Origin of the sequence: Maribacter sp. MJ134 (assembly GCF_003970695.1) — a bacterium.
Classification (GTDB): domain Bacteria; phylum Bacteroidota; class Bacteroidia; order Flavobacteriales; family Flavobacteriaceae; genus Maribacter.
This window is the reverse complement of sequence record NZ_CP034570.1, coordinates 786,596-806,513: the sequence shown is the minus strand read 5'-3', so window position 1 is coordinate 806,513 and position 19,918 is coordinate 786,596. Positions and strand designations below refer to the sequence as shown.

The 19,918-nt window shown below is 38.2% G+C and carries 22 protein-coding genes; 14 read left to right on the top strand and 8 right to left on the bottom strand.

Going from position 1 to position 19,918, the window contains the following annotated elements:
• The first annotated feature begins 11 nt into the window (after window positions 1-11).
• The 5 genes from EJ994_RS03400 to EJ994_RS03380 are packed head-to-tail and all read left to right on the top strand — an operon-like array spanning window position 12 to window position 2,415.
• Window positions 12-605 carry a hypothetical protein gene (locus EJ994_RS03400; protein ID WP_126591207.1) on the top strand — a complete coding sequence of 198 codons (594 nt, stop codon included), beginning with the start codon at window positions 12-14 and terminating at the stop codon, window positions 603-605.
• Window positions 602-1,360: a class I SAM-dependent methyltransferase gene (locus tag EJ994_RS03395; protein WP_126591206.1), complete on the top strand. Its 759-nt coding sequence runs from the start codon at window positions 602-604 to the stop codon at window positions 1,358-1,360. Before EJ994_RS03400 ends, EJ994_RS03395 begins: the two co-directional genes overlap by 4 nt.
• Window positions 1,361-1,416: 56 nt before the next feature.
• Window positions 1,417-1,785, top strand: a complete 369-nt coding sequence (locus EJ994_RS03390) for a glyoxalase (protein ID WP_126591205.1) — start codon at window positions 1,417-1,419, stop codon at window positions 1,783-1,785.
• A gap of 3 nt (window positions 1,786-1,788) precedes the next feature.
• Window positions 1,789-2,139 carry a ribose-5-phosphate isomerase gene (locus EJ994_RS03385; protein ID WP_126591204.1) on the top strand — a complete coding sequence of 117 codons (351 nt, stop codon included), beginning with the start codon at window positions 1,789-1,791 and terminating at the stop codon, window positions 2,137-2,139.
• Window positions 2,140-2,199: 60 nt separating this feature from the next.
• Window positions 2,200-2,415 carry a hypothetical protein gene (locus EJ994_RS03380; protein ID WP_241240842.1) on the top strand — a complete coding sequence of 72 codons (216 nt, stop codon included), beginning with the start codon at window positions 2,200-2,202 and terminating at the stop codon, window positions 2,413-2,415.
• A gap of 71 nt (window positions 2,416-2,486) precedes the next feature.
• Here EJ994_RS03380 and carB read toward each other — a convergent pair whose 3' ends face one another.
• Window positions 2,487-5,339 carry a carbamoyl-phosphate synthase large subunit gene (gene carB, locus EJ994_RS03375; RefSeq protein WP_099574878.1) on the bottom strand — a complete coding sequence of 951 codons (2,853 nt, stop codon included), beginning with the start codon at window positions 5,337-5,339 and terminating at the stop codon, window positions 2,487-2,489.
• A gap of 89 nt (window positions 5,340-5,428) precedes the next feature.
• The gene (gene rpmH / locus EJ994_RS03370; RefSeq protein ID WP_027067351.1) at window positions 5,429-5,596 is read right to left on the bottom strand and encodes a 50S ribosomal protein L34; all 168 of its coding nucleotides are present in this window, start codon (window positions 5,594-5,596) and stop codon (window positions 5,429-5,431) included.
• 238 nt (window positions 5,597-5,834) lie between these two features.
• On the opposite strand from rpmH, the gene EJ994_RS03365 reads away from it, so the two are divergent.
• Window positions 5,835-6,350 (top strand): DUF2892 domain-containing protein, encoded by a 516-nt coding sequence (locus EJ994_RS03365; RefSeq protein WP_126591203.1) that lies wholly within the window; start codon window positions 5,835-5,837, stop codon window positions 6,348-6,350.
• 259 nt (window positions 6,351-6,609) lie between these two features.
• Here the strand turns inward: EJ994_RS03365 and EJ994_RS03360 are convergent, their stop codons facing one another.
• A complete protein-coding gene (locus EJ994_RS03360; RefSeq protein WP_126591202.1) occupies window positions 6,610-7,566 on the bottom strand; it encodes a lytic transglycosylase domain-containing protein in 957 nt (318 codons plus the stop codon).
• A 44-nt stretch (window positions 7,567-7,610) separates the two neighbouring features.
• A complete protein-coding gene (locus EJ994_RS03355; RefSeq protein WP_126591201.1) occupies window positions 7,611-8,273 on the bottom strand; it encodes an alpha/beta hydrolase in 663 nt (220 codons plus the stop codon).
• A 172-nt stretch (window positions 8,274-8,445) separates the two neighbouring features.
• Between EJ994_RS03355 and EJ994_RS03350 the strand changes: the two genes are divergently transcribed.
• On the top strand, window positions 8,446-8,739 hold the full coding sequence (locus EJ994_RS03350; protein ID WP_099574874.1) for a GNAT family N-acetyltransferase: 294 nt from the start codon (window positions 8,446-8,448) through the stop codon (window positions 8,737-8,739).
• Between the two features lie 29 nt (window positions 8,740-8,768).
• Here EJ994_RS03350 and mtaB read toward each other — a convergent pair whose 3' ends face one another.
• The 3 genes from mtaB to EJ994_RS03335 all read right to left on the bottom strand — a co-directional run bounded on the left by mtaB (window position 8,769) and on the right by EJ994_RS03335 (window position 11,720).
• Window positions 8,769-10,097 carry a tRNA (N(6)-L-threonylcarbamoyladenosine(37)-C(2))-methylthiotransferase MtaB gene (gene mtaB, locus EJ994_RS03345; RefSeq protein ID WP_126591200.1) on the bottom strand — a complete coding sequence of 443 codons (1,329 nt, stop codon included), beginning with the start codon at window positions 10,095-10,097 and terminating at the stop codon, window positions 8,769-8,771.
• A gap of 27 nt (window positions 10,098-10,124) precedes the next feature.
• Window positions 10,125-11,300: a GlmU family protein gene (locus tag EJ994_RS03340; protein ID WP_126591199.1), complete on the bottom strand. Its 1,176-nt coding sequence runs from the start codon at window positions 11,298-11,300 to the stop codon at window positions 10,125-10,127.
• A gap of 138 nt (window positions 11,301-11,438) precedes the next feature.
• Complete coding sequence (locus EJ994_RS03335) at window positions 11,439-11,720, bottom strand: type B 50S ribosomal protein L31 (protein WP_099575127.1); 282 nt, start codon at window positions 11,718-11,720, stop codon at window positions 11,439-11,441.
• 181 nt (window positions 11,721-11,901) lie between these two features.
• Between EJ994_RS03335 and EJ994_RS03330 the strand changes: the two genes are divergently transcribed.
• The 7 genes from EJ994_RS03330 to EJ994_RS03300 all read left to right on the top strand — a co-directional run bounded on the left by EJ994_RS03330 (window position 11,902) and on the right by EJ994_RS03300 (window position 18,837).
• Complete coding sequence (locus EJ994_RS03330; RefSeq protein ID WP_126591198.1) at window positions 11,902-12,426, top strand: DUF4199 domain-containing protein; 525 nt, start codon at window positions 11,902-11,904, stop codon at window positions 12,424-12,426.
• 35 nt (window positions 12,427-12,461) lie between these two features.
• Window positions 12,462-13,409: a glycosyltransferase family 2 protein gene (locus EJ994_RS03325; RefSeq protein ID WP_126591197.1), complete on the top strand. Its 948-nt coding sequence runs from the start codon at window positions 12,462-12,464 to the stop codon at window positions 13,407-13,409.
• Between the two features lie 56 nt (window positions 13,410-13,465).
• Window positions 13,466-15,175 (top strand): phospho-sugar mutase, encoded by a 1,710-nt coding sequence (locus EJ994_RS03320; RefSeq protein ID WP_126591196.1) that lies wholly within the window; start codon window positions 13,466-13,468, stop codon window positions 15,173-15,175.
• Window positions 15,175-17,001 (top strand): ABC transporter ATP-binding protein, encoded by a 1,827-nt coding sequence (locus EJ994_RS03315; RefSeq protein ID WP_126591195.1) that lies wholly within the window; start codon window positions 15,175-15,177, stop codon window positions 16,999-17,001. Before EJ994_RS03320 ends, EJ994_RS03315 begins: the two co-directional genes overlap by 1 nt.
• A gap of 212 nt (window positions 17,002-17,213) precedes the next feature.
• On the top strand, window positions 17,214-17,753 hold the full coding sequence (locus EJ994_RS03310; RefSeq protein WP_126591194.1) for an RNA polymerase sigma factor: 540 nt from the start codon (window positions 17,214-17,216) through the stop codon (window positions 17,751-17,753).
• Window positions 17,754-17,882: 129 nt separating this feature from the next.
• On the top strand, window positions 17,883-18,395 hold the full coding sequence (locus EJ994_RS03305; RefSeq protein ID WP_126591193.1) for a hypothetical protein: 513 nt from the start codon (window positions 17,883-17,885) through the stop codon (window positions 18,393-18,395).
• The gene (locus tag EJ994_RS03300; protein WP_126591192.1) at window positions 18,385-18,837 is read left to right on the top strand and encodes a hypothetical protein; all 453 of its coding nucleotides are present in this window, start codon (window positions 18,385-18,387) and stop codon (window positions 18,835-18,837) included. The genes EJ994_RS03305 and EJ994_RS03300 overlap by 11 nt, the downstream gene beginning before the upstream one ends.
• A 36-nt stretch (window positions 18,838-18,873) precedes the next feature.
• Here the strand turns inward: EJ994_RS03300 and EJ994_RS03295 are convergent, their stop codons facing one another.
• Window positions 18,874-19,908, bottom strand: coding sequence for a WD40/YVTN/BNR-like repeat-containing protein (locus EJ994_RS03295; RefSeq protein WP_126591191.1), 1,035 nt, complete (start codon window positions 19,906-19,908; stop codon window positions 18,874-18,876).
• Window positions 19,909-19,918: the final 10 nt, after the last annotated feature.

The window sequence follows — 19,918 nt, the reverse complement described above, 5'->3', positions numbered from 1 at the left end:
GAAAATTAAAAATGATAAAAAATATACTTTCTCAAGTTGGTTCAATAGCATCGCTTTTTGGATTAATCTTTACCTTAAAATCTGATCAACAAACATTTGGAGGACTAGAGTGGTTTCTTTTGTTTGCATCATTTTTTTTGTGTTTTGTATCCATTTATTTATTGGTAATCGAATACACTTCAAATAAACCTCAGGTTTACAAAAATAAATCTGATATACGAGACTATATGTTTGATTGGATAAAAAACGGAGGAAGAGTAGTAATTTTCACAAGAGATATGAGTTGGGTCAATGACGATGAAATGAAAAATTTATTGAGGAATAAATCAAGAAATAGAGAATGTATTATATGTATGCCCAAGAAAATTGACAAAGCAGTTGAACTTGAAAATGAAGGTGCAATTATCATAGAATATCCATCATTAGATTATACTCCTCTATCGAGATTTACGATTATAAACTATGGCAGAGATGACGCAAAAATAGCAGTTGGCAAATCCATTGATAGCGGAAAGCATTTAATAGAAGAATTTGGAAATGGAGAACACCCCTTTTTTCAAGTAGCCAATGATTTGGTGAGAATATTAGAAAAAAGCGCTAAATGATTCAAGGAGGAAAAAAATATAAAAGTAATAGCGAAATATCGAAGGAATGGGACGCTATTGCGAAAGTCAGGTCAAAGCAATTAAGAAGACATGAAGATATCAGCATGGATAAAGTACTGATTCCAATATTATTGGACATGACCTCTGATAGTAATTTCTCAAATGTCATTGATTTAGGCTGCGGAACTGGATATTCTACTAAACAATTTTATAAAAAGTCCAATAAATTAACAGGAATTGATGTTAGCCCATTATCAATAAAAGAAGCAAAAATATCTTCCCCAGAGATAAATTTCGTCACAAATTCAATTGAAAATCATTCGAAATTAAATAGTAATAAGTATTCTTTGGCTATTTCGAACATGACGTTTATGGACGTCCCTAACTTGGAAGACGTGGTAAAAAGCACGAGTAAGTTATTAAAACTAAATTCGCATTTAGTTTTTACAATAACCCACCCTTACTTCTGGCCATTGTATTGGGGCTATGAAAAACAGGACTGGTTTAACTATTCTCAAGAAATCGAAATTGAAGCGAACTTCAATATCACTCTGAATCATTCATCTTTTAAAACGACGCATTATCACAGACCTTTAGAAACATATGTCAATTTATTAGGTAAATACAATTTCCAAATCATAGAAATGAGAGAGCCTATACCTAACAATGAAATAATGAGTGAATATCCTTCAAAATGGAAATATCCAAGGTTTATTGGCTTAAAATGTATTAAAACCAACGGAAATACCGAATAAATATGTTAAAATGGGTAGTGCTTAATATCATATCCATTTAGACCACGACAACCACAATGAAACTGTCAGGAAAATCCATCAGAACGTTTATCGGCGCTAAGGATTATACTATTTCCAGAAATTTCTATAACGATTTAGGGTTTAAGGAAATCGTAACCTCTGAAAACATGTCCTATTTCTGTAGTGGGGATTTTGGGTTCTATTTACAAGACGCCTACGTCAAAGACTGGGTAGATAATTCCATGGTTTTCTTTGAAGTTACTGATTTAAAAAGCACCTTAACGCACATCAAAAGCCTAAATCTAACGGAAAAATACGATAAGGTTCGCTTATCGGAAATTGTTCATAACGATTGGGGAAGCGAGTTCTTTCTCTACGACCCTAGCGGCATCTTATGGCATTTTGGAAAATTTAAAGCGTACTGATAATTGCCAAAAACCCAATATCATATCTACGTCGTAGAACTCTCTAAAAAGGTTTTTACCGAAAATAGAAAGTTCAGGGAAGCCAATCCGCAATTTAATGGTGTGCTGGAATGTTTATATGTGGGTATGACCAGTAAAAGTCCCAAGGAACGTTTTGAGCAACATAAAACAGGTTATAGAAACTCAAAAGGACATAAATTATCCGCCAATATCGTTCAAAAATATGGACTATACCTTCGTGGTAGTTTATACAACCACATAGCTCCATTATCCAATAGGGCAGCGGCCTTAAAAATGGAAGAAACCTTAGCCTTGGAACTACGACGCAAAAAATATGCTGTCTGGTTCAATTAACCCCTATCTTAAACCTTTACCAATTTTCGTAGTCCTATTGAAAATATAAAATCTAAGATTATGAAAAAGTCCCTTATTTTACTAATCGTTATGTCAATGTGTGGTCTTAGCTCATGTGCCACAAGAATTAGAACTACAACACCCAAACGCGTAGTTACCGTCCAAAAAAGACCTGTAAATTATACCCTTGTTAAAGTAAACGGGAAACGGTATTACCGATGGAATGGCAAAAACTACACTAAAACAAAAAGAGGGTATGTTCTTGTGAAAGTATAAACTACACTCATTTATAAAAGAACAACCCCCAAAAAATATGGGGGTTGTAAATCTTGTAGATATGTATTGAATTACTTACTCAAATACATTTTTCTTCTCGCGTAAAGGTTATAGAATTCATCATCCTTTAAACTGTCAATGAAAAGAATACTTTCTCCTGTACTCTTCATTTCCGGACCTAAATTCTTATTTACGTTAGGAAATTTGTTGAAAGAGAAAACCGGTTGTTTAATGGCATAACCCTCTAATTGTGGATTAAAATCAAAATCCTTTATCTTTTTCTCTCCTAGCATCACTTTAGTGGCATAGTTTACATAAGGCTCTTTATATGCCTTTGCAATAAACGGAACCGTTCTTGATGCACGAGGATTAGCCTCAATGATATAGACCATGTCATCCTTAATCGCAAATTGAATATTTATCAAACCTACCGTATTAAGAGCCAAGGCAATTTTTCTAGTATGATCCTTAATCTGCTGCATCACAAACTCCCCTAAGTTAAATGGTGGTAAGGTAGCGTTGGAATCTCCGGAATGAATACCGCAAGGCTCAATATGCTCCATGATACCAATGATGTAAACATCCTTGCCGTCACAAATAGCATCTGCTTCTGCTTCGATGGCGCCATCTAGATAATGATCCAATAGTAGTTTGTTATTTGGAATCTTACGCAATAAATCTACCACGTGCTCTTCCAACTCTTCCTTATTGATTACAATTTTCATTCCTTGACCTCCCAATACGTAAGAAGGTCTTACCAATAAGGGAAAGTTAAGTTTGTCCGCAAGCTGTAGGGCCTCATCCGCGGTTTCTGCCACACCGAATTCTGGAAAAGGAATATTATTCTCCTTTAACAAGGTGGAGAAACTTCCTCTATCCTCAGCTAAATCGAGCGACTCAAAGCTGGTGCCAATAATCTTAATTCCGTATTTGGATAGTTTTTCGGCAAGCTTTAGAGCCGTCTGTCCACCCAATTGAACGATTACTCCTTCGGGTTTCTCATGACGGATGATATCGTAAATATGTTCCCAGAAAACCGGCTCAAAATACAATTTATCTGCCGTATCGAAATCTGTGGAAACCGTTTCTGGATTACAGTTGATCATTATGGTTTCATAACCGCATTCCGCCGCGGCCAATACACCGTGCACACAACAGTAATCAAACTCAATACCCTGCCCTATCCTGTTTGGGCCCGAACCTAGTACAACTATTTTCTTCTTGTCGGTAACGATACTATCGTTCTCAACATATCTTGTACCGTCCGGTGTTTCTATTTCTTCCTCAAAAGTGGAATAGTAATACGGGGTCATTGCTTTAAATTCAGCCGCACAGGTATCCACCAGTTTATAAACCCTATTAATGTTTAATTCTGTTCGTTTGTTGTAGACTTCACTTTCATAGCAGTCTAGCATATGCGCTATTTGCCTATCCGCAAAGCCTTTTTGCTTGGCCTCTAATAATAGGTCTTTGGTCAAGGTGGCTATCGTGAATTTAGAAATCTCTTTCTCCAATTGGAACAGTTCTTCATACTGCTTCAAGAACCACATATCAATTTTTGTGATTTCATAAATTCTACTCAACGGGATTCCCATTTGAATGGCATCATAAATCACAAAAACCCTGTCCCAACTTGGTATGGTTAGCTTGCTTATAATTTGGTCGTAATCTTTATATCCTTTTCCATCAGCTCCCAAACCGTTTCTCTTGATTTCTAAGGACTGTGTGGCTTTGTGCAGTGCTTCTTGGAAAGACCTGCCTATTCCCATTACTTCTCCAACGGCTTTCATCTGTAGCCCCAAGGTACGGTCAGACCCTTCAAACTTATCAAAGTTCCAACGGGGTATCTTTACAATGACATAATCCAAGGTAGGTTCAAAGAGGGCCGAAGTAGATTTTGTAATCTGATTTTCCAACTCATCCAACGAATAACCTATAGCTAGCTTGGTGGCCACCTTGGCAATAGGATAACCCGTTGCTTTGGACGCCAAGGCCGATGATCTCGAAACTCTAGGATTTATCTCAATAGCTATGATATCTTCATTTTCGTCCGGGCTCACCGCAAACTGAACGTTACAACCACCTTCAAAATCACCTATGCTACGCATCATATGAATGGCCATATCACGCATTTTTTGATAGGTCTTATCCGAAAGTGTCATTGCGGGTGCCACCGTAATGGAATCCCCCGTATGGATTCCCATTGGGTCCATATTCTCAATAGCACAGATGATGACTACATTGTCATTTTTATCCCTTAGTAATTCTAATTCGTACTCTTTCCAACCCATTAGGGCCTTATCTATCATAACCTCATGTATCGGGGAAATCTCCAGACCATGACTCAACAGCGCATCAAAATCCTCGGGCTTATGAACAATTGAAGCACCCGCACCACCAAGGGTATAGGATGCTCTAATCACTAAGGGAAAACCAAATTCCTGAGCAATTTCTTTTCCTTTTAGGAACGAGGTCGCTGTTGCCTGCGGTGCCATACCCACACCAATTTTCAGCATTAGTTCGCGGAACTGCTCCCTGTCTTCGGTTATATTAATAGCATCAATATCCACACCTATCATTTGTACATCAAAATCCTCCCAGATTCCCTTCTTATCGGCTTCTATACACAAATTCAAAGCTGTCTGACCACCCATAGTAGGCAAAACGGCATCGATTTGTGGATGCTCTTTTAAGATTTCTATTATCGATTTTGTAGTCAATGGTTTTAAATAAATATGATCGGCCATGGAAGGGTCCGTCATAATTGTAGCAGGATTGCTATTTATTAAAATAGTTTCAATTCCGTCTTCCTTCAGGGAACGTAGGGATTGTGATCCGGCGTAATCAAATTCGCAAGCCTGACCAATGATTATGGGTCCTGAACCAATAATTAAAATCGAGTTTAAATCTTTTCTTTTCGGCATGTTATGATATAGTGTGTAGTTATTGGACAAAAAAAAGGTGCTACTTTTAAAAAAGTAACACCTTCAATATTTTAAAAAATTGAAATCATTTATTTTTTGTGTCTTGTTTCAGAAGATACGGTTAACTTCTTTCTTCCTTTTGCTCTTCTCCTAGCCAAAACTTTTCTACCATTTACGGAAGCCATACGCTCACGAAAACCGTGTTTATTCTTTCTCTTTCTCTTTGATGGCTGATATGTTCTTTTCTGTCCGGGCATTTTTTAAACCTTTTCGTTGTTGATACTTCACAGAATCATCTGCAAAACTGGGCGCAAATATACAAAGAGTTTTTTCTTTGACAAGTCGTTATGAAAAAAATTTTTTATTAATTCTTTACACTTCAAAACCAAGCTTTTCCCTAATTTTGCCCGAACCGATTTAAAGTAACCAAAGTACACAAATTATACGTCATTTTCAATTCCGAATTAATTTAAAGGACGTAACAAAAACAGCATCATGTTCAACAAAAATATAAAACTTGTAATAGCGGGATTAATCATTGCCTTTGCCGTTTATCAAATGATTGAAGGTTATATAGGAAATGGAATATTCCTAATTTTGTTATCACTCATCTTTATATTCCTCTATTTCAGAAACGAGATTATACTTTTAGCCTTTCTAAGAATGCGAAAGCAAGACTTGACGGGTACCCAAAATTGGCTTAATAAAATTAAGAACCCAGAAGGAGCGCTTACCACGAAACAACAGGGTTACTACAATTATCTGCATGGCATTATCTTTTCACAGACCAATCTAACCCAAGCGGAAAAGTACTTTAAGAAAGCCTTGAAACTTGGTCTTACGATGGACTATGATGTAGCGATGGCAAAATTAAGCTTGGCGGGTATAGCTATGCAAAAAAGACGTAAAAGAGAGGCTACCATGTTACTCAACGAAGCAAAGAAATTGGATAAAAACAATATGCTGACCGAGCAGATTAGAATGATGCAGCAGCAAATGAAGAAGATATAGTTACAGTAATAGGAAGTAGGCAGTTGGCAGTTGGTAGTAGGCGGTTGTGAGTAGGCAAATGGCTGTTGGTAAAATACTATTTTTCCTTAGCTGTAGTTGCTTTCTTGTTGACAACAAGACGTCGCTTCCTATATCAGGATTTATATTATTCCAAATGCCACGCTGTTGCTTTACCTTTAGAAGCAAAAATGCTCTCAGGAATTCTTACGCTTTATCCTTGAGCAATAGGAAAAATTGAATAATTTCGGTAAACGAGCTTCTACTTAGACTCCATATAATATCCCTTGTTCGGAATCTCGATGGTGTATTTCTTTCTAGAGTTGTTATTGAGGTGTGGCTCCCGCAACCAAGGATTGTGCCTTTTTAAAATCTTGTAGGTAATTTCGTATTCCTTGGCAAAATCCGCAAAGCTCGCTACGGGCTCATCAATTTCAACCGTGAACGTAGGTACGGCATTGTACATGTCTTCCTTCTCTATTTGAAAGCCATATTTTTCTGGATTGGAAAGTATCTCCTTTATTGCCATAATTCTAAACACGTATCTACCTGTTTCCTGTCCTAACAGCAAATCATAGTAATTATCAACTTTCTGAATTCTCATGTATTTATTGATTCCGCCTGGTCCAGCATTATAGGCTGCTGCCGTAAGCGTCCAACTCCCGTATTTATTCTTCCATTTGTTAAGGTATTCACAAGCGACCTCCGTAGACTTTTCCAAGTGGTACCTTTCATCTACGTTGGAATTGACCTCCAGACCATACTCACGACCTGTTTCCTTCATAATCTGCCAAAAACCGGTGGCACCGGCATGGGACACGACATTAGTTAAACCACTTTCAGCAACCGCTAAATATTTAAAGTCATCAGGAATTCCGTTTTTAGCCAAAATAGGTTCTATAACCGGAAAATATTTGTGGGCCCGCTTCATTAAAAGCAAAGCGTTGGACTGCCAATAGGTATTCACCAAGAACTCCCTATCCACGCGCTCCATTATTTCCGGGTCTTCCTGAGGAACTATTTCTCCGGCGAAGTTTAAATCCTCTGGAATATCAATAGATGAAATCCGGTAGGATGAAGCAACATTTTTTTCTATACTATCGTTAACAACACTCTCGGTTTCTTTACTCCCAACAGTATTGGATTTTACGGCAAAGATTAGTGTGCCCATAACAAAGACCACTCCCAAAATCATTAAAACATTCTTTAAAATCTTCATCTATCTTGCTTTTAATTACACTCAAAGGTATCAATAGAACAGTCTTATTCCAAAATAATTGTAGGTAGGTGCTCATTAAACCATTTTGCCCTATGAATTACCATGGTATGTGTTCCGTTTTTAACTATTATGCACTGTTTGATATGCTTCACAGGAAAGACGGTATCCTTCTCGCCGTGAATATGCACAAGATTTTTGTCATAAGCCGTTTGCTGCCAATTTACCATTTCATGTATGCACCAATCTATATAGTTTTTGTCCCGTACGGACAGGTACTTTTCATATAGCTCCAATCTTTTCGTAACTGTCTCGCCAAATGCGTATTTGACCAGTAGTTCAACGTTGTTCACCAATCCTGTTGGCAGTAGTTTATGTACGCTCGTATAGCGTGCAAATAACATTCGCTTAGGTAATTCCGATTTTTGCTTAATGCTAGAAATGATAATTACTTTTAACACGGAAATTATTTTTGCCATTTCCTGCACTAGTAAACCTCCAAAGGAAACCCCAATTAGAACAGGACGTTGGTGTCGTACTAGTTTGCACATTTCTTGGGCATACTGCGAAAGAGACTGCCCTTTAAAAGGTATAGTCCATTCTAGGATATGTAGCTCAAATTGGTCCTCAGGCAACCTAATATATTCAAAAATCTTACCGCTGGCGGCCATCCCGGGCATAAAGTAAATATGTATTTTGGAATTGACCATAATATGCGAACACCGTAAAAACTAGGAATTTAGGTATTTTTTTACTAACTTTGAGAACTATAGTTTAAAGGCCTTTTATAGGATTTTAAACCTAATTTAATCATAACAAGGGAAATTACGATTGGAGAACATCGTAATTTTTTTGTCTTATACCAACACTAAAATAAACTATATGAACGATGTTATTATTAAGGACAATGCTTTCTTGCGTCAATTCGAGACCACTGTAGAAGGTCAGCTCGCAAAAATTGAGTATTCTTCTCAGGAAAGAAAAGTGTTTTTGACCAAACTCGTAGTTCCCGAGGGAATTACCAAAGAAGGTTTCAAAGAAAATTTCATCAAATCAGTTCTTCATCACATTCAGGAAAAAAACTTAAGAGTGGTTCCTACCAGCCCTTCTATTGCTGGGTTCTTAAGGAAGAACAGACAGTACAAAGAAATGTTGCCCGTCGGCATTAGAATCTAATAAAAAGCCTCTCATCCGAGAGGCTTTTTTTATAGTATTACTTCACTATTCAAAAATTCAATAGCTACTAACCCGTCCGCTGTTATTTCTTTTAGCTTTACCTTATGCAGTGTATTGACAAGAGACGGATTCCAAGGCGTTCTTACTTTGACGTAATTTTCTGTGAATCCTTGGATATAGCCTCCCCTATTTTCACCTTCAAACAAAACCTCAAATTCCGAACCAACTTGACTTTCATAAAAAGCCCTTCGTTTTTTAACGGATAAAGCCCTTAACATTTTACTCCTTTTATTCCGTACGTTTTTAGGAACGACTCCGTCCATCGTAGCGGCCTCCGTATTGTCTCTTTCGGAATACGTAAAAACATGTAGGTAAGAAATGTCTAACGCGTTCAAAAAATGGTAGGTTTCCAGAAAGTGTGCTTCTGTTTCTCCCGGAAACCCGACGATTACATCCACGCCTATACAGCAATGGGGCATTACTTGTTTTATTCTTTGGATGCGTTCCGTATACAATGCCGTTAAATACCTACGTTTCATCAGTTTTAGTAGCGCATCGCTTCCACTTTGCAATGGAATGTGAAAATGTGGTACAAAAGTCTTGCTGTTGGCCACAAAATCGATGGTTTCATTCTTAAGCAAATTCGGTTCTATAGAGGAAATACGAAGCCTGCTGATTCCTTTTACTTGGTCTAAAGCTTTGATCAGGTCTAAAAAAGTATGCTCGTGTTTTTTGTTTCCAAATTCGCCTTTACCATAATCCCCAATATTTACTCCGGTCAGCACAATTTCCTTAATTCCTTGACTAGCTATCTCAGCAGCATTGTGTAGGACATTCGCTAAAGCATCACTTCTAGAGATGCCTCTTGCCAAGGGTATGGTGCAATAAGTACATTTATAATCGCATCCGTCCTGTACCTTTAAAAAAGCCCTGGTTCTGTCTCCTATGGCATAACTACCTACGTAAAAATCGGCATCGGCTATCTCACAAGAATGAACTTCTCCGAAATCATTTTTAGTAAGGTCATTAATGTAATCCCCGATTTTAAATTTTTCCGTCGCACCCAATACTAGGTCAACACCATCTACGGCAGCAAGCTCTTCGGGTTTTAGTTGTGCGTAACACCCTACCGCAGCAATAAAGGCTTCCGGGTTTCCCTTCTGCGCTTGTTTTACAATCGTTTTAAACTTTTTGTCCGCATTATCGGTTACGGAGCAAGTATTAATAACATACATGTCCGCTTTCTCGGAAAAGTCTACACGCTCAAAACCATCTTTCACCAAATTCCTTCCTATCGTGGAAGTTTCGGAAAAATTAAGCTTACAGCCCAATGTATAAAATGCTACTTTCTTGCTCATGTCTTTTACCTCATATTTGAAAGAGAACTAGTACTTACGCCATTTCTTGGTTTCTTCAAATACATGATTTAATATAGCCGCTTCAATCTCATTAAACGCTACTCCCCTTCTTGCCATCATCACCTTTGCCGCCTCAAAAGCTTTGTTCGGCATATAGGTAGAAAAGCCGGAAGCTCCTCCCCAACTGAAACTGGGTATAAAATTCCTGGGAAAGCCTGGCGTATAAACGTTGACGTTCACCCCTACTACCGTACCCGTATTCAACATGGTATTGATAGCCGTTTTACTATGATCGCCCATCATGAGGCCACAAAATTGCAGGCCTGTCTGTTCAAATTTCTCCGTAGCGTAATTCCACAAACGTACTTTGGCATAATTGTTCTTCAGGTTGGAATTATTGGAATCCGCACCAATATTGCACCATTCCCCAAGTACCGCATTTCCCAGATATCCTTCGTGACCTTTGCTAGAATAGCCAAAAATAACGGAATTGCTTACCTCGCCACAAACTTTAGAATGTGGCCCAATGGTCGTTGGTCCATAAAGTTTACCACCCATTTTAATGGTGGCATTGGCACATAAAGCCAGACCTCCCCTGACGAGACTTCCTTCCCAAATTTCCGCGTTTTTACCTATGTAAATGGGCCCATCGGTGGCATTAAGAATACTGTACTCCACCTTTGCGCCTTCCTCTAAAAAAATACGCTCTGGGTGAATAAGACTATTAGTTTTTGAAATAGGTTGAGATAACCTACCCTTGGTCAGAAACTCAAAATCTGCCTGTAGTGCCTCACCATTTTTGGAAAAGATATCCCAAGTGTGTTCTATATTTAGAATAGCAGCCTCGAATACAACTTTATCCAAAGCGTCAATAGCTTTTTCTTGTAATACCGCACTGGAACGATAGGCTACCAACCCTTCATTAGAAAATAGCGCCTGATTCTCTTTGATTTCCTTAACTGCAGTAACTAGTTGCTCATTAGGCAAAAAAGACGCATTTACAAACACGTTATCCTTTTTTAAGATCAAAGGATATTTTACTCCCAAATAATCCTCGGTATGGTATGAAAAAGTAGCCTTTAGATAAGCTTCCCATTTTTCTTTTATGGTCATAATCCCTATCCTGATTTCCCCTACGGGTCTCGTAAAGGTAAAAGGCAATAGATTATTCCTTACCGAGCCATCAAAAAGAATATAGTTCATGAAATATTTTTTTGCAAAATTAACTATTCTGAAGCTTCTTTAAAGAATTCTTGACCAAGGGCAAGAAACTTAGTTGTTCTAAAACAAAAAACGCCCTCGATATTGAATCAAGGGCGTTTATTTATCTGTAAGAAAATTTTACTCGTCCTCTTTTGCCTTGTCAGCTTCAGGTTTAGCAAATTTTTTGTACTTGTTCTTAAATTTATCAATACGTCCTGCCGTATCCAAGAATTTAGCCTTGCCAGTATAAAACGGGTGAGATGTTCTAGAAATCTCCAATTTAACCAAAGGGTATTCTACGCCATCCACTTCTACCGTTTCCTTGGTATCCGCAGTGGATTTGGTTAAAAACACTTCATCGTTAGACATGTCCTTGAAGGCAACTAATCTATAATTTTCTGGGTGTATTCCTTTTTGCATTGTTTCAAACTTTAACGCACCCATTCCGACGGGCACTGGTTTTAAGGCTGCAAATTTAGTTATTTTCTAGAAATAGGCAATTTATTAATTCAAAAAAGATGAAATAATTTTGTACATTAAACGTAACATTTTATCAGAAAAACATACCAACTACGTAAATCAACCTTAAATAAACACAATTATGGAAGAAAATCAACCTAAAACAGGAAAATACGCACTTAATTACGGTCTACTATCTGGTGGTATTGGAGTCATTTTTGGATTAATGCTCTACTCTATGGATATGCACTACCAAGGAGATTTCATGACTATCATTATAAGTCTCCTGATAACCTTAGGAGTAATCATACTTGCCCTGGTACAATTCAAAAAAGCGAATAATGGATTTATGTCCTTTGGACAAGCGCTAAAAGTTGGAGTTGGGCTTTGTCTTATTGGGGGAATTATTGGTGTAATATTCAACCAGTTAATGGCTAACGTAATTGATCCAGATATGTTGGATAAGGCTATGGAATTTCAGAAGAACAAAATGTTGGAGGGTTCGTCGCTAACTCCTGCCCAGATAGATGAGCAATTGGCCATGGGTAAGAAATTTCAAACGCCCGTAATGCAAATCGCCTTCGGACTATTGGGGAGCATCTTTTTTGGTTTTATTTTGACTTTAATTCCGGCCTTGGTACTAAAAAAACAGGAAAATCTAGACTAAGTTTGTACTTTTGATAGGAATTTCTGAAGCAACCAATGCAGCTATCTATTGTAATTCCTTTATTAAACGAAGAAGAATCGCTCAAAGAGCTTCATGATTGGATTGTATCCGTGATGCAATCCAATCATTTTTTATACGAAATCATATTCGTAGACGATGGTAGTACCGATGCTTCCTGGGCTACCATTTCTAAACTTTCAAAGGAGAATACGAATGTAAAAGGTATTCGTTTCCTTCGTAATTTCGGAAAATCACAAGCATTACATGCAGGTTTTAACGCTGCTACAGGTGATGTGGTCATCACTATGGATGCGGACCTTCAAGATAATCCAGAGGAAATTCCGGCCCTTTACAGTTTAATCAGTTCAGAGGGGTATGACCTTATATCCGGGTGGAAGAAAAAAAGATACGACTCTATCATTTTTAAAAACCTCCCTTCTAAACTTTTTAATTGGGCCGCACGCCGTACTTCCGGAGTTAAATTGAACGACTTCAATTGCGGTCTTAAAGCCTATGACCGTTCTGTGATAAAAACAATTGAAGTTTCTGGGGAGATGCACCGCTACATCCCCGTTTTGGCAAAAAATGCCGGTTTCTCTAAAATCGGAGAGAAAGTAGTACAACATCAATCAAGAAAATACGGGAAAACAAAATTTGGTATGGATCGTTTTATAAACGGTTTTCTGGACTTGATAACCATTTGGTTCGTTTCTAAATTCGGAAAAAGACCCATGCACTTGTTCGGTGCTTTGGGAGTTGTCATGTTTCTTATTGGATTTGGTTTTGCCCTTTATTTAGGTATTGATAAACTATTCCTAAATCCCTTTGGAAGGTTGATTACGGATAGACCACAATTCTATATTGCGTTGACATCAATGGTTATGGGGACCCAGTTATTTTTAGCCGGATTTTTAGGCGAAATTATGATACGCTCCAAGCGAGAGGAAAAAAGATATGTCATTGCCGATAAGATAGCTCTATAGCGCTTCTTGAATATAATTTTCTTTGTAAATTTAAATACTAAACAAAAACAGATTACATGGATAACTTCCTTGATACCGCCAAAAGCTGGATGACCGATTTTTTTGACCCAGCCATTAAAAAAGAAATTCAGCATTTAATTGAAAATGACACCGATGAGCTAAAGGACAGGTTTTATAAAAACATGGAATTTGGAACTGGCGGTATGCGCGGAGTCATGGGCGTTGGTACCAATAGAATCAACAAATATACCTTGGGTAAGAGTACACAGGGTTTAAGTAATTACCTCAATAAAACATATGCCGGCGAGGATATAAAAGTGGTTATTGCTTTTGATTGTCGCCATAACAGCGATACACTGGCTAGAACCGTGGCCGAAGTCTTTTCCGCGAACGGAATTAAAGTATACCTCTTTTCGGAACTGCGCACCACTCCGGAACTTTCTTTTGCGGTACGTCATTTAAATTGCCATGCGGGAATTGTATTGACAGCTTCTCACAACCCTCCGGAATATAACGGTTATAAAGTATACTGGACAGACGGCGGACAAATTGTACCCCCACAAGATGGTGAAATTATTTCCGAGATCAACTCCCTTAGCGTAGAAGATATCAAGTTTCAATCCAACGATAGTTTAATCGAAGTAATTGATAAAGAGGTAGACGAGGCCTTTATTGAAGCATCCGTAGCAAACGGGAATTTCAATGCTGCTGGAAAGGATGATTTCAAAATAGTTTTTACTTCCCTGCACGGAACTTCAATCACCGCCATACCGGAAGTTCTGAAACGTGCGGGCTACAAAAATGTGACCATCATAGAAGAACAGGCTAAACCAGACGGAAACTTCCCAACGGTAAAATCACCAAACCCAGAAGAATCGGAAGCCTTGTCCATGGCCGTTAAAAAAGCGGAAGAAATTGGTGCGGATATGGTTGTAGGTACCGACCCGGATAGTGACCGGTTGGGTATTGCCGTTAGAAATCTAGACGGGGAAATGGAAATTGTCAACGGAAACCAAGCTATGGTGCTGATGACTAAATTCCTATTGGAAAAAAGAAAAGAACAAGGTTTTAAAGGGAACGAATTTATTGCTACCACCATTGTTTCTACGCCTATGATGGAGACGATGGCAAAAGCCTATGGTGTGGAATTCAAAACTGCTTTGACCGGATTCAAATGGATTGGAAAAATGATAAAAGACTTTCCCGAATCCAATTTTATTGGTGGTGGTGAGGAAAGTTTCGGGTACATGGTGGGCGACTTTGTCCGCGATAAAGATGCCGTGACTTCTACCCTACTCGCTTGCGAAATTGCGGCTGAGGCAAAAGCAAATGGCAGTTCTTTCTACAAGGATTTAATAGATTGCTATGTTGACTACGGTTTTTACAAAGAACACTTGGTTTCTATAACTAAAAAGGGCATTAGTGGCGCGGAAGAAATTAAGCAGATGCTAAAAGACTTTAAGGAAAATCCTGTAAGCTCCGTTGCGGGTTCTAAGGTAAAGTGGATAGAGGATTACAATACTTCTACTGCCAAGAATGTCCTTACCGGAGAAGAAAAAGCTATAAATATTCCAAAATCCAATGTTTTGATTTATGAAACCGAAGATGGTACTCGTGTTGCAGCAAGACCAAGTGGTACGGAACCCAAGGTGAAATTCTACATTAGTACCAATACAAAATTGGATACGGCAGCAAATTACAAGGCTGTAGCCGCTACGCTAGATGCAAAAATAGCGCGCATTTTAAGCGAGCTTAAATTGAGTTAATGGATTATTTCAAGAAGATTCTTCGCTTTGCGAAACCCTACAGCCGTTATGGCTATCTAAATATTTTCTTTAATATCCTTTATGCGCTGTTCAGTGCACTTTCGTTTGCAGCATTGATTCCAATGCTTAATGTGCTGTTTGAGCAAACGGAGCCAGTCACTGAACTTCCTGTTTTTGAAGGTATCAGTAACGCTAAAGACTATTTTATAGACTATTTGGGTTACCATGTTACGCAATATGCAGGAGAAGACAAAATGAAAGCACTTATACTGGTTATTGGATTAATCTTAGTCCTCTTTCTACTGAAAAATCTTTTCAATTACTTGGCTATGTATTTTATCACCTTTTTAAGGAATGGTGTACTCAAAGACATCAGGAATAGCATGTATCAAAAAATAACCGAACTCCCTATTTCTTATTATTCAGAAAAACGAAAAGGTGACGTTATCGCTAGAATATCTTCTGATGTATTGGAAATTCAGCATTCATTCCTCTCTATTCTAGAACTTATAGTACGTGAACCGTTGACCATCTTGTTCACCATTCTTATTATGTTCGGAATCAGTGGAAAACTAACGCTATTCGTATTTATTTTCATACCTCTTGCCGGGATGATAATATCTAGAATAGGAAAATCCCTGAAAAAGAAATCTGATGATGTTCAAAGAGAGCAAGGCGAATTTTTATCGGTCATAGAAGAAACACTGAGTGGACTGCGAGTTATAAAGGCATTTAATTCCGAATCCCGTTTTTACCAAACTTTCAGTGCCTCTACTCAACGTTTTTTTAATTTCAGCAATACCCTTCTAAATCGTCAAAACCTTGCTTCTCCTACAGGTGAGTTTTTAGGTATTTTAGTCATAGGGGTGTTATTATGGTTCGGCGGAAAAATGGTTTTGGTCGATGAAACACTAGACCCCGCCTCTTTTATCGCCTACATGGGCTTGGCCTATAATATCCTTACACCTGCCAAAGCCATTAGTAAAGCGTCTTACGGCGTAAAAAAAGGAAACGCTGCGGCAGAACGGGTGCTGGAAATATTAGAGACCAATAATCCTATTGCTGAAATTGATAATGCAATTGAGAAAACAGCCTTTGACAACAATATCACTCTAGAAAACATTTCCTTTAAATACGAGGCCGATTATGTACTAAAGGATTTTAGCCTAAATGTTCCTAAGGGAGGTACGGTGGCATTGGTTGGGCAGTCCGGTAGTGGTAAAAGTACTATTGCCAATCTGGTAACACGGTTTTATGATGTAAACGAGGGTACCATCAAAATTGATGGCATCAATATAAAAGACCTTTCAAAAAAATCGCTTCGAGGTTTATTGGGTTTGGTTACCCAAGACTCCATTCTATTCAATGATTCCGTTCAGAACAATATTGGTCTGGGAAAAGAGGGCGCCTCTTTAGAGGAAATACAGGAGGCCGCTAAAATTGCCAATGCCCATGATTTTATCATGGACCTGCCAAAGGGTTACGACACCAATATTGGCGATAGCGGTAATAAACTAAGCGGTGGTCAAAAACAGCGTTTATCCATAGCACGGGCGGTCTTAAAGAATCCGCCGATCATGATTTTGGATGAGGCCACCTCAGCCTTGGATACAGAAAGTGAACGATTGGTACAGGATGCGTTAGAAAAAATGATGAAGAACCGTACCTCCATTGTAATCGCCCATCGCTTATCTACCATTCAGAATGCGGACAATATAGTAGTACTTCAGAAAGGAGAAATCGTAGAGCAAGGTACACACCTAGAACTCATAGAAAAGAACGGTACCTATAAAAAGTTGGTCACCATGCAATCCCTTGACGCATAACCCATTTTATTACAGCTTACTTGATAATCGAGATTTATAACTTTCTGACGCTTGTGTAGCAATTAATGTTGAGCTTGTTAAGGCTTCAGGGCTTTCCCTAATATCATTTTCCGACGTTATTGCTCCGTAAATAGACCTTTTTGCCAAAAAAGAAACAAATGAAATTAAACTAATTATCAATTTAGTAGTCCAAATAAGAAATAAGCGCTCTTTTGATTGCAGAAGAAACTTTAGTTAACGAATTACAGCATAAAGCGACTCAAGAAAAGGCCTTTGAGGTGTTAGTAAACACGTATAAGGAACGACTGTATTGGCATATTCGTAGAATTGTACTGAATCATGATGATGCAGATGATGTATTGCAAAACACGTTCATAAAAGTGTACCGCAATATTGATGGGTTTAAAGGAGACAGTAAGCTGTTTTCGTGGATGTATCGTATTGCAACGAACGAATCCTTAAGTTTTCTAAAGCAGAAATCAAGAAAGTTAGGCTTGAACGATGGAGCATATCAGGACCGATTGGTGGAAAGTTTAGCGGCCGATGTCTATTTTGAAGGAGATGCCATTCAGCTTCAGCTACAAAAAGCTATTGCTACCTTGCCAGAAAAGCAAAAATTAGTCTTTAACATGAAGTATTTTGAAGAATTGAAATACGAGGAAATCTCGGAAATATTGGACACTTCGGTTGGCGGACTAAAAGCATCCTATCATTTAGCGGTGAAAAAAATTAAGGTACATTTAAAGAAATAACCTTGGAGCAAGCCATGAGCACAACGAAGAAAATTACTATTGATTTAGCCGCAAGCTTTAGCTCATTTTAAATCTGGATTAGCGAGTGAAGATTAAACCTTTTAAAAGATTGACAGTCAAACAATAAAGATGAACGAATTCAATAAATATAATCCTTTTAAAACTCCCGACGGCTATTTTGAAAAGTTGTCGGAATCACTTAAGGATGCTGTAGGCCATGAAGCGCCAAAGCTACCAAAAGAGGATGGCTTTGCCCTACCCGATGGTTATTTTGAAAACTTGCATTCGAATATTCGGCAAAAATTAAACGTAAAAGAAACGAAAGTAGTTCAGCTACATCCTTTCAAAAAATACTATATGGCTGTTGCGTCCGTAGCTGCGCTATTTCTTTTGGTGTTAGGTTTAAATTGGAATACGGAACAACAAGCCTCTTGGGATGATTTGGCAAATTCCGAGATAGATTCTTATTTTGAAAACAACGACTTTGGACTCACTTCCTACGAAATAGCCGAGGAAATACCTGTTGACGGAATGGAGATAAGTGATTTTTTAAATACGCAGTTAAATGAAGCGCATATTGTAGATTACTTGGATGAAAATATTGATGATTTTGATGATTTAAATTTAGAAGATGAGGAATAACTTATTATTAATACTACTGGTATTCTCCATAACCTGCTCTTTTGCCCAGAGCAAGGAGAGACGTGATAAAATAAAATCTTTAAAAGTGGCCTTTTTAACGGAACGTTTGGAGTTGAGCGCTAAAGAAGCGCAGCAATTCTGGCCTGTTTATAATGACTACGAAAATAAAAGAGATGCACTGCGCAAAAAAGAACGCACCCAGATACGGAGTAAAATTAGGGATGCAGCTAATCTTACGGAAAAAGAAGCAGCCAATCTGCTTACACAATATTTGAGTTTTGAGGAGGAAGAAGAAGAACTGGACAAGTCTTTCCTAAAGGACATAAGCAAAGTTATTTCAGCTAAAAAAACCTTGTTGTTGCTGCGTTCGGAGGAAGAATTTAAGCGACAGCTCATCAAGCAATACCGGCACAATAAAGGCGGTGGCGGCGGTCCTAGGTAAATTTATAACTCCCTGTTTTAAAAGCTGGTCGCTTAATTAATCTCTTTTAAAAGTCAATTTAGCAATGCTGTTTTTACCAGCCGCATAGGCAACAGAATCGTTCTGAAAGCGAATGGTGTAAAACGGTGCATCAGACAACTTTTTCCAAGTTGAACCTATATCACTAGAATACGAAATACCGGTAAAACCAAGTGTTACTATTTCTTGACCTTTACTACCGGGAACAAAACGAATACAACTTTTGTATTCAGGATGTTGTCCATCCGCCAGGAGTTTCCAAGTTTTTCCACCATCTTTTGTGATGGCCTTATTGGCCGTACTCACCTCTGGTTTCGTATAATCACCGCCTATGGCAATGCCTAAATTCTCATCCCAGAAATCAATTGAATAAATACCTTCCGCATCGCCCTCATTTATAATAGGTGTTTGAAAGGATTTCCAGGTTTTTCCTTTATCAGGAGAAAAAAGAATACGTCCGCTTGTAGTAGCTATCCAAGCTTTGTCTCCAATTGTTTTAATATTGGTATTGCTGGCTGCAAAGGCACCTTCTCCTTTAATTCCCGCCGGTAGTTCGGAACATGGGATTTTCATCCAATGATGTCCACCGTCTCTTGTGATAATGATGGACAAGCATCCGTTTACACTATCACCTATAGCTATGCCTTCGCGGTTGTTCCAAAAAGTCATCGCATCGTAGAAAACGCCTTCACCTTCTTCTTTGTAGACCAAATCCATCTTACCATCTTCTCCGGTCTTGTATAACAATGCCGGATTTCCGACCGAGAGCATAAAAAAATCGGTAGCATTAAATGCGACCGACCTAAATTCTGGAATATACGTATGGTACTTCTCAATATTGGTCCTGACCGTTCCCGTATTTAACTCCAACGTGCCAAACGTACCTTTGTTGGCCGCAAAGGCCAAACTATTTCCCATTATTTCAATAGCTCGTATACTTAAGGAATCTTCGAATACGCTCTCAATCTTCACAGAAGTAAAATTCTTTTGATTCTTACTTTCAGAACAAGAGATTATTGAAAAGAGAATTAGTAGAATAAGAGCATACCGCATGATATAATTT